The organism is Agrococcus sp. ARC_14, assembly GCF_022436485.1.
GTDB lineage: Bacteria > Actinomycetota > Actinomycetes > Actinomycetales > Microbacteriaceae > Agrococcus.
The window spans coordinates 2,491,932-2,504,535 of the sequence record NZ_JAKUDO010000001.1; the positions used below are offsets into that span (position 1 = coordinate 2,491,932).

The 12,604-nt window shown below is 72.4% G+C and carries 12 protein-coding genes; 3 read left to right on the plus strand and 9 right to left on the minus strand.

The genetic code is table 11. The features are described from left to right. Positions 1-108 precede the first annotated feature (108 nt). The 3 genes from MKD51_RS12260 to MKD51_RS12270 are packed head-to-tail and all read left to right on the plus strand — an operon-like array spanning position 109 to position 3,709. The gene (locus MKD51_RS12260) at positions 109-1,557 is read left to right on the plus strand and encodes a GntP family permease (RefSeq protein WP_240240582.1); all 1,449 of its coding nucleotides are present in this window, start codon (positions 109-111) and stop codon (positions 1,555-1,557) included. Continuing rightward, positions 1,554-2,795, plus strand: coding sequence for a CaiB/BaiF CoA-transferase family protein (locus MKD51_RS12265; RefSeq protein ID WP_240240583.1), 1,242 nt, complete (start codon positions 1,554-1,556; stop codon positions 2,793-2,795). The genes MKD51_RS12260 and MKD51_RS12265 overlap by 4 nt, the downstream gene beginning before the upstream one ends. Continuing rightward, on the plus strand, positions 2,792-3,709 hold the full coding sequence (locus MKD51_RS12270; protein WP_240240584.1) for a hydroxymethylglutaryl-CoA lyase: 918 nt from the start codon (positions 2,792-2,794) through the stop codon (positions 3,707-3,709). Before MKD51_RS12265 ends, MKD51_RS12270 begins: the two co-directional genes overlap by 4 nt. A 69-nt stretch (positions 3,710-3,778) precedes the next feature. Here the strand turns inward: MKD51_RS12270 and MKD51_RS12275 are convergent, their stop codons facing one another. The 9 genes from MKD51_RS12275 to thrC form a co-directional block, all read right to left on the minus strand. Continuing rightward, positions 3,779-4,162, minus strand: coding sequence for a hypothetical protein (locus MKD51_RS12275; RefSeq protein WP_240240585.1), 384 nt, complete (start codon positions 4,160-4,162; stop codon positions 3,779-3,781). A gap of 17 nt (positions 4,163-4,179) precedes the next feature. Then, the gene (locus tag MKD51_RS12280; RefSeq protein ID WP_240240586.1) at positions 4,180-4,782 is read right to left on the minus strand and encodes a hypothetical protein; all 603 of its coding nucleotides are present in this window, start codon (positions 4,780-4,782) and stop codon (positions 4,180-4,182) included. 68 nt (positions 4,783-4,850) lie between these two features. After that, the gene (locus tag MKD51_RS12285; RefSeq protein ID WP_240240587.1) at positions 4,851-5,312 is read right to left on the minus strand and encodes an ATP-binding protein; all 462 of its coding nucleotides are present in this window, start codon (positions 5,310-5,312) and stop codon (positions 4,851-4,853) included. Between the two features lie 167 nt (positions 5,313-5,479). Continuing rightward, on the minus strand, positions 5,480-5,728 hold the full coding sequence (locus MKD51_RS12290) for a PLDc N-terminal domain-containing protein (RefSeq protein ID WP_240240588.1): 249 nt from the start codon (positions 5,726-5,728) through the stop codon (positions 5,480-5,482). A 68-nt stretch (positions 5,729-5,796) separates the two neighbouring features. After that, on the minus strand, positions 5,797-7,071 hold the full coding sequence (locus MKD51_RS12295) for an MFS transporter (protein ID WP_240240589.1): 1,275 nt from the start codon (positions 7,069-7,071) through the stop codon (positions 5,797-5,799). 7 nt (positions 7,072-7,078) lie between these two features. Next, a complete protein-coding gene (gene prfA / locus MKD51_RS12300) occupies positions 7,079-8,161 on the minus strand; it encodes a peptide chain release factor 1 (RefSeq protein ID WP_240240590.1) in 1,083 nt (360 codons plus the stop codon). A gap of 1 nt (position 8,162) precedes the next feature. Next, on the minus strand, positions 8,163-10,403 hold the full coding sequence (rho, locus tag MKD51_RS12305; RefSeq protein ID WP_240240591.1) for a transcription termination factor Rho: 2,241 nt from the start codon (positions 10,401-10,403) through the stop codon (positions 8,163-8,165). 156 nt (positions 10,404-10,559) lie between these two features. Further along, on the minus strand, positions 10,560-11,537 hold the full coding sequence (gene thrB / locus MKD51_RS12310) for a homoserine kinase (protein WP_240240592.1): 978 nt from the start codon (positions 11,535-11,537) through the stop codon (positions 10,560-10,562). After that, positions 11,534-12,604 (minus strand): threonine synthase, encoded by a 1,071-nt coding sequence (gene thrC / locus MKD51_RS12315; protein ID WP_240240593.1) that lies wholly within the window; start codon positions 12,602-12,604, stop codon positions 11,534-11,536. Before thrC ends, thrB begins: the two co-directional genes overlap by 4 nt.

The following is a 12,604-nucleotide window of genomic DNA, read 5'->3' on the forward strand; positions in this document are numbered from 1 at the left end:
GTCGATCCTACGGCCACGACACGCCGGGCTGTTCCGCATCGTGGACATTGCCCTACGATGTGGGAATCCGTGTCGCGCGTGCGCACGGCCTCAACGGAGAGGAACCCCATGGCTGACTGGTCCATCCTCGTGGTGGTGGGAGTGGCGATCGTCGTCGTCGTGCTGCTCATCGTGCGATTCCACGTGAACCCGGTGATCGCGCTCGCCCTCGGCGCCGCAGGCATCGGCCTCGGCAGCGGACTCGGGGCCGTCGGCACCGTCGAGACCATGGCGAGCGGGTTCGGCGAGACCATGGCGGAAGCCGGGCTGCTGATCGCCTGGGGTGTGCTGATCGGCTCGCTGCTCAACCGCATGGGCGCCGTCGAACGGCTCGTGCACGCGCTGCTCAAGGCGTTCGGCCCCAAGGGCGTTCCCTACGCGATCGGCCTGTCGTTCGCGACCTACCTGCAGACCATCTTCGTCGACGTGATGATCGTGATCGCCGCCCCCCTGGCCCGCCGCATCGCGCCGCGCCTGGGCAAGGCCGGCACCGGCATCATGGCGACGATGTTCGCCATCAGCCTCGAGACGGGCATCGCGCTCATGGTGCCCGGCATCGGCGCCGTCATGATCGCCGCGAGCCTCGGCATCCCGCTCGGCCAGATGATGCTGTTCGGCCTCATCGTCGTCATCCCCACGGTCGCCATCTCGATCTTCATCATGACGATCGCGCTGCGCGCCGGCTTCTGGAACCCCGAGCGCGACGAGCAGGAGGTCATCGACGACTCCAACGCCGGTGACGCAGCCCGCTCTGTGGCGGGCGCCACATCCGCGGTGCCGGTGCAGGGCGGCGGCCGCGGCAAGGACGGCACCGTCCTGCAGGCGGAGGCCGCGGTCGAGACGAACGCCGGGCCGACCCCCGACCGCAAGGGCCAGCTGCCGCTCATCGTGCTCTTCGCGCCGCTGCTGTTCGCACTCCTGCTCATCGCGGCCGGCGCCATCCTCGATGTCGTCGAGATCGAGGTGCCTGCCATGCAGTTCCTCGGGTCCCCCAACATCGCGCTGCTGCTGGGCGTCATCGGCACCGCGCTCGTCGGCCGCTGGGCCATCGGCGGCAAGGATCTCGAGCGCGCGCTCGTGCACGGCTTCAAGGACGCCGGCCAGATCTTCGCCCTCACGGGCGTCGGCGGTGCGCTCGCCGCGATCATCGCCGCCGGCGAGCTCGGCGACCTCCTCACCGGCTACTTCGGCGCATCCGCCTTCGCACCGATCCTGCTGGTCTGGGTCATCGCCGCGATCCTGCACGTCGCGGTCGGCTCGGTGACGCTCTCGGCGATGACGGCGGCCGGCATCCTGGCGCCCGTCGCGGCGACGCTGGGCCTCAACCCCATCCTCATCGGTCTCGCCGCCGGCGCCGGAGCCCTGTTCTGCATCCACGTGACCTCGAACACGTTCTGGCTGCTGCAGATGTTCCTCGGCCAGTCGGTGCGCGGGGCGCTGAAGACCGTCACGGTCGGCGTCTCCGTGGCCTCGATCGTGGCGCTGGGCATGGTGCTCGTGCTGTCGGTGTTCCTGTGAGCGCGCAGAAGCCGCTCGAGGGCGTGCGGGTCGTCGAGCTCGGCAACTACATCGCGGCGCCGACCGCCGGCCGACTGCTCGCCGACTTCGGCGCCGAGGTCGTGAAGGTCGAGCGACCCGGCACGGGCGACGAGCTGCGTCGCTGGCGGCTCACCGAGGGCGACACCTCGATGCTCTATCGCACCATCAACCGCGGCAAGCGATCGGTCGTGCTCGACCTGCACAGCGATGCGGGCAGGGAGGCTGTGCTCGAGCTGGCCGCGCAGGCCGATGTGCTGCTCGAGAACTTCCGTCCCGGCACGCTCGAGCGCTGGGGCATCGGGCCGGCAGAGCTCGAGGCTGTGAACCCCGAGCTCGTGCTCGTGCGCGTCTCGGCCTTCGGGCAGACCGGGCCGATGTCGGCCAGGCCCGGGTTCGCGGCGGTGGCCGAGGCATACGGCGGCTTCCGCGAGATGGTCGGCGAGCCGGGCAGGCCGCCGAGCCGCACGGGCTTCTCCATCGGCGACTCGATCGCCGGCCTCTACGCCGCATTCGGTGCCGTCATGCGGCTGTTCGAGCGCGAGCGCGCCCGCGTCGCCGACGGCGGTGAGCCCCGCATCTCCCTCGATCAGCGCACGATCGACGTCGCGCTCAACGAGGCGATGCTCTCGGTGACCGAGTCGCTCGTGCCCGAGTTCTCGGCATACGGCCGGCGCCGCGAGCGCACCGGTGGCCGCATGGAGGGCATCGCGCCCTCGAACGCCTACCTGTGCGGTGACGGCAAGAGCATCGTCGTGGCAGGCAACGGCGATGGCATCTTCAAGCGCTACATGGAGGCGATCGGCCGCCCCGATCTCGGCAGCGACCCGCAGCTCACCTCCAACGAGCTGCGCTGGCAGCGCCGCGACGAGCTCGACGACGCCATCGGCGACTGGACGCGCCAGCGCTCGAGCGGCGAGGCGCTCGAGGCGCTCGACGTCGCGGGCGTGCCCGCCGGCCCGATCTACACCGCCGAAGACGTCATCGCCGACGAGCAGTACGCCGCGCGCGACATGATCCAGCGCTTCGACATCGACGACGGCGCCTCGGTGCGGCAGTCGGTCGCCATGCCGGGCATCGTGCCGGTGGTGGGCGGGCGCAGTCTCGCCATCACGCATCCGGGCCCTGATCTCGGTGCCGACACGCACGACGTGCTCGCCGGATGGCTGGGCTGGGACGAGGCGCGGATCGCCGCGCACGAAGAGGGAGTGCCGGCATGACCGTGCAGATCAGAGACGTCACGCTGCGGGACGGCCTGCAGCTGACCGGCAAGCCGCTGCCCACCCAGCGCAAGGTGCAGCTGGTGCGCGAGCTGCTCGCGCTCGGCGTGGAGCACATCGAGATCGGCTCGATGGCGCGGCCGGACCTCGTGCCGGCCGTCGCCGACACGCTCGACGTCGTCGCGGCGCTCACGCCCGCAGAGCTCGAGCGCTGCTGGGTGTGGGTCGCGACACCACGGCACGTCGAGCGTGCCGCCGCCGCTGGCGTGACGCGCTTCCAGTACTGCTTCTCCGCCAGCGACAGCCACAACCTGGCGAACATCGGCCGCGATACCGAGACGTCGATCGCAGCGATGCCCGATGCCCTCGCCGCCGCCCGAGCCGTCGACGGCGAGCTGCAGCTGTGCATCGCGACCTCGTTCACCTGCCCCTTCGAGGGCGAGGTGCCGCTCGCCCGGCTCGAGGGCATCCTCGGCGACGAGCGCACCGCGGGCGCCAGCGACGTCGTCATCTGCGACACGCTCGGCCAGGCGCATCCGGCCAGCGTGCGCGAGCGCGTCGGCCTCGCCGCGGCTCGGCGCCCCGAAGCGGGCCTGGTCTTCCACGGCCACGACACCTGGGGGGCGGGCGTCGCGAACGCGCTCGCCGCAGGGCAGGCCGGCGCCGGCGTCGTCGACGGCGCGCTCGGCGGTCTCGGCGGCTGCCCCTTCGCGCCGGGAGCCTCCGGCAACACCGCCACCGAGGATCTCGCCTTCACGCTGCGACCGTCATGGGCGAGTCCGGATGCGTTCGCGAGCCTCGTGCGGCTCGGTCAGGAGATCACCGGGTCGCTCGACGAGCCCGACCGCGCCCGCGTGCTCGGTGGGGCGCTGAGCGAGAAGGCGCGCGCCTTCCCGTGGACGCTGCAGGCCTGACGCCTCGGGCTCCAGCGCGAGCGCTGCCACCCGCCCGACCGCGGGCCAGCATCGCCCGGCCGGCTCGGTTCAGTCAGCCGCGCGATCGTCGCGCAGCGCGTCATCGCCCAGCGCGGTGTGCGCCCGCCAGGTCGCGAGCGTGAGCCCGATCGCGAGCACGACGGCCGCGAGCACGGCGAGGATCGCCCACTCCTTCGCGCCCGCCTGCAGCGCGGCGACCAGCGAGCCGAACGCGGCCACCGCGGCGATCGTCGAGCCCAGCCAGGTGAGCGGCGTCGCGGCCCGATGGGTGCCCCGATACGTCGGCGCATCCGTCCGCAGTCGCCCACCGGGCAGCCCCAGCCATGCGCTCGGCGCGATGCGCCCGATGCCGATCAGGTGCACGACGACGCCGATCCCGAGCGAGCCGGCGACCAGCACCGCAGAGCCGAGCACCATCGCCATGAGGTCCATGCGCTCATCCTGGCACGTCAGCGCGCGGCCGCCCGGCCCCAGGTGACGACCTCGCGCACGGCGTCGGGCGCGGATGCGTGGAGCGCAGCGTCGGGCGCGGCTCCGAGGGCGTCGTTGACGGTGGAGAAGGCGATGCGTGCGGCGATGTAGGCGGTCAGGCCAAGGATCGCGCGGTCATCGAGGCCGGCGTCCCGGAGCGCCGCGACATCGGCGGAGGTGGTGCCGTTGGGATCGCGGACGAGCTTGCGCGCCCACGCCGCGATGGTGCGCTCTGCATCATCGAGCGCTGCGTCTGGCCCGGCCTCGCCGCTGCCGAGCACCGCCGCCGCGGTGCCGGGGTCAGAGGCGCTCGCGAGCCTCGTGCCCCACGCGAGCGAGCAGTAGCTGTCGCCCAGCTCGGATGCGAGCGCGCTCACCACCAGGCCCTTGCGGCGGAAGCTGAGCCCCGCAGCCTCCGCGGTCGCGACCGCGAAGGCCGACCAGGCGTCGTAGACCTCCGGCTCGATCGCCCACACCCGTGTGAGGTTCATGACGTAGCCGGGATCCTCTCCATCGGCGGCGTACATCGCGTCGACCGCCGCGCTCGGCTGCGGCTCGGTGAGGAATCCTGCGTCGGCCATGGTGGGCCTCCCTGCTCGGCGTCAGCGTAGACCCGGGCGGATGCGTCGTCCAGGCCGCGTCGCCGGAGTCAGGCGGTGTCGACCGTGCGGTGCACCTCGTGCGCGCCCGGCCATTCGAAGCCGGCGACGTAGTCGCGCAGCCGCTGCGGGTCGACGACCACCGACTCGGGCCCGGGCTCGCGCTCGGCGACCCGCTGCGCCAGCGTCTCGAGCGGCGCGCGCACCACGACCAGGGTGACGGGCACGCCCATGGCACCGCAGCGCATCCGCCACCGATCACGCACCGCGCGGGTGGAGAGCGAGGCGTCGAGCACGACGTGGCGGTCGGCGGCGACGGCATCGGCGATCTGCCGGTGGAAGTCGTCGTCGATCTCGTGCATGAGCGCCTGCGTGGGCCGGCCGTCGCGCACGCCGCGCGCCCAGGCCTCACGGTCATAGCTGAGCACGAGCGCGCCGGACGCCTCGAGCTCGCGCGCGAGGGTGGTCTTGCCCGCGCCCGCGGGCCCGCACAGCAGCGTCACCTCGGCCATGGCGGGAGCCTACGCCCGGTCGCCCGCCGCCTGCCCTGCGCCGAGCGAACCCGCGAGAGGTAGTCGGGCGCCCCGAGGGTGCCGGCACGCGACCACCCGCAGCGCGGCCGGCTACCTCTCGGCGCGCGCATCCGGTCGCTCGGGGGCGGTGCGGGGGCAGCGAGGGATCAGGCGGCAGGTCCCGCCGCGGAGTGCTGGCGGCCCAGCACGAACCAGGCGAGCGCACCGAGCACAGGCGCGAGCACGATCAGCAGCGCCCACAGCAGCTGCTGACCGCCCGTGTGCGCCTTCGAGCGCAACGCCTGCCACAGCGCCGTCAGCATCAGCGCGAGCACCGCGACGACGATCAGCGACCACACGATGTCGTAGGTCGCGGGCAGCAGCGGGTTCGGCAGCTCGGCCAGCACGATGCGCATGCCGCAACCCTAGCGAGCGGCGAGCGGCGAGCGGCGAGCGGCGGACGGCAGGCGGCAGTCCCGAAAGATCAGCGCTCGCGCGCCCGCCGGTCGCGCACCAGCGGCGACAGCGCAAGCCCCACGGCGCCCAGCGCGAAGCCCACGCACACGATCGCCAGCGCCGGCCCCAGTCCGATCGCGTCGCCGAGCAATCCGGCCAGCGGTGCCGACACCACGATCATCGCCCGATTGACGGTGCGCATCGTCGCGTTCATGCGCGCCTGCATGCCATCGGGCGTCGCCCGCTGCCGTAGCGCCATCTCGCTCGGGTTCGACATCCCCATCACGACGCCCGCCAGCGCCAGCCCGGCCAGCACGAGCACCAGCCCACCACCCGTCGGCAGCTCCAGGAAGCCCGCCAGCGCGACGATCCCCCACGCGATCGGCATCGAGGCGTGCTCCAGCACGATCGTGCGCACCGACCCGATCCGCGCGGCGACGACCCCGGCGAGCGCGGTGCCCACGAGCGTCGCGCCGCCGAGCACGCCGAGCGCGAGGCCCAGCCCGGCCGGCCCGGCGTCGAGCTCGAGCAGCACCAGCGGCACCAGCAGCGTCATCGCGGCACCGTTGCAGAGGAACCACACGTGCGTCCAGCGCGCGAAGGGCCCGAGGCGCGGATGCCGGTGCACGAAGCGCAGACCGCGCACGATCGAGCGCCCCACACCCCCGGATCGCCGCGGTGAGCGGTGGTCGGTAGGCAGCGTCCAGAGCACGATGGCCGAGACCAGGTGCGCGCCAGCGGCCAGCAGCAGCGAGAACGGCGCGCCCAGCCACGCGATCACCGCGCCAGAGGCAGCCGGCCCGGCGGACTGCGCAGCGTTCGAGCCGGCGTCCAGCCGCTGGTGCGCCGGCAGCAGCCGGTCGCGGTCGACGAGTCGCGGCACGAACGCCTGCGACGCCGCATCGTTCACGAGGCTCGCGGTGCCGAGCAGCACGACGGCCAGCAGCAGCACCCAGAGCGCTCCGCCGCCCGCGAGCCACACGATCGCGAGCCCGCCCAGCACGGCCGCGCGCACCAGGTCGCTCACGATCATCACCGTGCGCCGTCGCATCCCCTCGACGAGCGCCCCGACGAGCAGGCCCAGCACCACATAGGGCAGCCAGCGCGCCGACGACAGCCAGCCGACCTCGGTCGCTCCCCCGCCGAGGTCGAGCACGACCATCGTCTGCAGGGCGATGACCGCCAGCCCGATGCCGGTCTCGGTGGCGACCTCGACGCTCCAGAAGCGCCAGAAGGCGCCACCCATCGGGGGCGCGGCAGCACGCCCGCGACCAGGACGCATCCGCCCAGGTCCCTCGCTCATCGCAGGGTCAGCCCTCGTCGCCCGCGAGCGCCTCGAGCCGAGCCGTCTCATCCGCCACGATGCAGGAGTCGATCACGGGCTGCAGCGCGCCGTCCATCACGCTGTCGAGGTTGTAGGCCTTGAACCCGGTGCGGTGATCGGCGATGCGGTTCTCGGGGAAGTTGTAGGTGCGGATGCGCTCCGAGCGGTCCATGCCGCGGATCTGCGAGCGGCGGGCATCGGATGCCGCCGCCTCGATCTCCTCCTGCTGGCGCGCGAGCAGCCGCGCGCGCAGCACACGCATGCCGGCCTCGCGGTTCTGCAGCTGGCTCTTCTCGTTCTGCATCGAGACCGTGATGCCGGTCGGCACGTGCGTGATGCGCACCGCCGAGTCGGTCGTGTTGACGCTCTGGCCGCCGGGGCCGGACGAGCGGTACACGTCGATCTTCAGATCGTTCTGGTCGATCTGGATCTCATCCGGCGCGTCGACCTCGGGGAAGACCAGCACGCCGGTGGTGGAGGTGTGGATGCGCCCCTGCGACTCGGTGGCCGGCACACGCTGGACGCGGTGCACGCCGCCCTCGTACTTCAGCGAGGCCCAGACGCCCTCCGAGGGGTCGTTCGACGACGACTTGAGCGCGATCTGCACATCCTTGAACCCGCCCATGTCCGATGGTGTCGACTCGAGCATCTCCACCTTCCAGCCACGGCTGGCGGCGTAGTGCGAGTACATGCGCACGAGGTCTGCGGCGAACAGCGCCGACTCCTCGCCGCCCTCGCCGCCCTTGACCTCCATGATCACGTCACGGCCGTCATCCGGGTCGCGCGGGATCAGCAGCCTGCGCAGCTTCTCCTCGGCCTCGTGCGCGGTCTGCTCGAGACCGGGAACCTCCTCGGCGAACGCGTCATCCTCGCGGGCGAGCTCGCGCGCGGCCTCGAGATCCTCGCCCGCAGTCTGCCAGCGCTCGTGCGCTGCCTTGATGCGGTTGAGCTCGGCGTAGCGCCGGTTCACCCGGCGAGCACGCACCGCGTCGGCGTGAAGCGCCGGGTCGGCGAGCTGCTGCTCGAGGTCGGCGTGCTCGGCGAGAAGCCCGGAGACCGACTCGAACATGTCAGTCCTTGTCGTGCTGGCCGGGCATCGACTTCGAGACCTTCATCAGGAACTCGACGTTCGACTGCGTCTCCTTGAGCTGCTTGAGCACGAGCTCGAGCGCCTGCTGGGTCTCGAGTCCGGCGAGGGCCCTGCGGAGCTTCCACATGACCTTCGTCTCCTCGACGCCCATGAGCATCTCCTCACGACGCGTGCCGGATGCGTTGACGTCGACGGCGGGGAAGATGCGCTTGTCGGCCATGTGGCGCGAGAGGCGCAGCTCCATGTTGCCGGTGCCCTTGAACTCCTCGAAGATCACCTCATCCATCTTCGAGCCCGTCTCGACGAGCGCGGTGGCGAGGATGGTGAGCGAGCCGCCGTGCTCGATGTTGCGCGCCGCACCGAAGAACTTCTTCGGCGGGTAGAGCGCGCTCGAGTCGACGCCACCCGAGAGGATGCGACCAGAGGGCGGGGCGGAGAGGTTGTAGGCACGACCCAGGCGCGTGATGCCGTCGAGCAGCACGACCACGTCGTGACCGAGCTCGACCAGGCGCTTAGCGCGCTCGATCGCGAGCTCGGCGACGATCGTGTGATCCTCGGCGGGCCGGTCGAAGGTCGACGCGATGACCTCGCCCTTGACGGTGCGCTGGAAGTCGGTGACCTCCTCGGGGCGCTCGTCGACGAGCACGATCATGAGGTGGACCTCGGGGTTGTTCTCGGCGATCGCGTTCGCGATGGCCTGCATCACGAGCGTCTTGCCGGCCTTGGGCGGCGAGACGATGAGGCCTCGCTGGCCCTTGCCGATCGGCGCGACCAGGTCGATGACGCGGGTCGAGAGCTTGTTGGAGGTCGTCTCGAGGCGCAGGCGCTCCTGCGGGTAGAGCGGCGTGAGCTTCGAGAACTCGACGCGGTTCAGCGAGTCCTCTGCCGACTGCCCGTTGACGGAGTCGACGCGCACGAGCGCGTTGTACTTCTGACGGTTCGACTGCTGGTCGCTCTCGCGCGGCTGCTTGATGGCGCCGACGACCGCGTCGCCCTTGCGCAGGCCGTGCTTCTTGACCTGGGCGAGCGAGACGTACACGTCGTTCGAGCCCGGGAGGTAGCCGGAGGTGCGCACGAAGGCGTAGTTGTCGAGCACGTCGAGGATGCCGGCCACGGGCAGCAGCACGTCGTCCTCGTGGATCTCGGTCTCGCTCTCGGCACCGCGGGTGCGGGTGCGGTCGCGGCCACGGTTGCGGCGCGAGCCGCCGTCCTGGTCGGACTGCTGCTCCTGCTGCTGGTTGCCCTGGCTGCCGCCCTGGTTGCGGCCACGGCCACGGCCGCGGCGCGAGCCGCCCTCGTCGTCCGAGTCGTCATCCTGCTGCTGGCCGCCCTGCTGGCCGCGCTGCTGCCCGCCCTGCTGGTCGCCGTTCTGGTTGCCCTTGCCGCGGCTGCGGCGGCGGCGCGAGCTGCCCTGCTGCTGGTCGTCCTGGCTCTGGTCGTCCTGGCTGTCGTCGGCGCTGTCGTCGCCAGACTGGTCGCTCTGCGTGGCCTTGGGTGCGGATGCGCGGCCGCGGCCGCGCTGCGGAGCCGACGTGCCGGCGTCCTCCGTGGACGCATCCGTCATGTCCTGCGCCTCGGCGGTGCTGGCCTGCTCGGTGCTGGCCTGCGCGGCGCTGGCCTGCTCAGTGCTGTCCTGCTCGGCGCTGGCCTGCTCGGCGTCTGCGCGCGTGGCGTCCGTGGCGTCGGCCTGCTCGGTGCTCGTGCTGTCGGCGGCAGCAGCCTCGTCGGCGGCCTTGCGCGAACGGCTCGTGCGGCGTGCGGGGCGCTTGGCGGTGGGCTCGGCCTGCGCCTGCTCGCCCTCCGTCTGCTCGGGCTGCGCCGGCGCGGCCTCGGCGACGGGCGCGTCGGCGGAAGCCTCGGTGCTGTCGGCGGCGGCCTCGTCGGCACGCTTCTCGGCGGCGGTGCGGCGAGTGCCCGTGCGGCGCTTCGCCGCGGGCTTCTCGGCCGGTGCCTCTGCGGCGCCGTCAGCGGGCGCAGCCTCGGCCGAAGCTGCGGCGGGCGCGTCGGCGGGTGCCTCGGCTGCCGCTTCGGCCTTCTCGGCCACCGACGACGTCGTCGCGCGGCGCGAGCGGCGCTTCGGCGCTGCGGGGGCCGAGGCGTCCGGCGCCTCGGTCTGGGGGGCCGGCTGCGCGTCGGCCGGGGCCGCGGACTGCTCGGCGGCAGTGGTCGTGGGGTCGGCAGCGTCTGCTGCCGGGGTGCTGTTGATCGTCTCGCGAGTCATGAGGCGAGTGCTCCTTATATATCGGCCCGCGCGCGATGCCGCGGGCATGGGACCTTGTCTCCCGCTGCGCCCACGGCCGTGCCAGCGATCAGAGCTGTGCGGCGGTCGAGCGCATCAGAGATGCAGAGAGTGGAGTCAGATTCACCCCGAGCCGGGCTAGGCCGCGGCGCTGGTGGGGATGGCCTCCACTGTACCACCGCGGATGTCGACGGCGAGCAGGCGCGCAGTCCACGCCTCCGGCCGATCCTCCACGATCTTCGCGGCCTCGAGCCTGGCAGCCGGGTCGGAGGCGAGCACGAGCACGGAGGGTCCCGCGCCCGAGACGACGGCCGCGTGGCCGGCGGCGCGCAGGTCGCCGACGAGCGCGCTCGTGAGCGGCATCGCGCTGGCCCGATAGGTCTGGTGCAGGCGATCCTCGGTGGCGTCGAGCAGCAGCTCGGGGCTCTGCGTGAGCGCGGCGACGAGCAACGCGGACCGCGACAGGTTGAAGACGGCGTCGGCGTGCGGCACGGCCTCCGGCTGCAGGCTGCGCGCGAGCTTCGTCGACATCGTCGCCTCGGGCACGGCCACCAGCAGCGAGACCCCGCGGTGCACCGCCAGCTGCTTGTGCCGCGGGCCGCTCTCGTCGACCCACGCGATGGTGAGGCCGCCGAAGATCGCCGGCGCCACGTTGTCGGGGTGGCCCTCGAGCTCGGTCGCGAAGCGCAGCACGTCGTCGTCGCTCAGCTCGACGATGCCGGCGAGGAGTCCCTTGGCGGCGAGCACGCCGGCCACGATCGCCGCGCCCGACGAGCCCATGCCGCGGCCGTGGGGGATGCTGTTGGTCGCCGTGAGCGCGAGGCCGGGAGCCTCGACGCCCACCCGGTCGAACACGTGCAGGATCGAGTGCGCGACGAGGTTGGTCTCATCGGTGGGCACGCTGAGCTCGCTCCCCGCCTCACCCACGCCCGTCACGCTCACGCGCACGCCGGACGCGGTCGTGACGACCTCGAGCTCGTCGTGCACGTTGAGCGCCAGGCCGAGCGTGTCGAAGCCGGGGCCGAGGTTGGCGGAGGTGGCTGGCACCCGCACCCGCACGCGGCGGCCGATCGGCACGCCGGTGGCGGCCTGTGCCGGGGGCGTGTCGCCCGTCATGCGAGCCCCAGCAGCTGGGCGACCTGCACGGTGTCGGCGTCGGCCGACTCGGGCGAGGCATCCGAGCCGTCCTCGAGCTTCAGGCCCCACTGGGCATCCTTCAGGCCGTGGCCGGTGACGGTCAGCGCGATGGTGGAGCCCGCAGGGATCTCCCCCGCCGCGTGCCGCTCGAGCAGGCCGGCGACCGAGATCGCCGAGGCCGGCTCGACGAAGACGCCGGTCGACGAGGCCAGCAGTCGCTGCGCGCGCAGGATCGCCACGTCGTCGATCGCACCGATGAAGCCGCCCGACTCGTCGCGGGCGTCGAGCGCCTGCTGCCACGACGCCGGGTTGCCGATGCGGATGGCGGTCGCGACCGTGTCGGGCTCGCGCACGATCTCGCCGTTGACGATGGGTGCGGCGCCCGCGGCCTGGAAGCCGAGCATGCGCGGGCGCTTCGTGGCCATGCCGCTGGTCTCCGCGAGCGAGTAGCCGCGCCAGTAGCTCGTGATGTTGCCCGCGTTGCCCACCGGGATGCAGTGGATGTCGGGGGCGTCACCGAGCACGTCGACGATCTCGAGCGCTGCGGTCTTCTGCCCCTCGATGCGGTCGTCGTTCACCGAGTTCACGAGGTGCACCGGGTAGCGCTCCGCGAGCTCCTTCGAGATCTCGAGGCAGTCGTCGAAGTTGCCGCGCACCTGCACGATGCGGGCGCCGTGCACGACCGACTGCGCGAGCTTGCCCATCGAGATCTTGCCCTCCGGCACCAGCACGATCGCCTGGATGCCCGCGGCTGCCGCGTAGGCGGCGGCCGACGCCGAGGTGTTGCCGGTCGACGCGCACGCGATCGCGGTCGCACCGCGCTCGACGGCACGAGAGACCGCCACCGTCATGCCGCGGTCCTTGAACGAGCCCGTGGGGTTGAGCCCCTCGAACTTCACGAGCACGCGCGCGTCGGTGAGCTGCGACAGCGCCCTGGACTCGATGAGCGGCGTGCCGCCCTCTCCGAGCGTCACGACCGTCGACCCATCCGTCACGTCGAGCACATCTGCCCACTCGCGCAGCACGCCCTGCCACTGGTTCGCCAT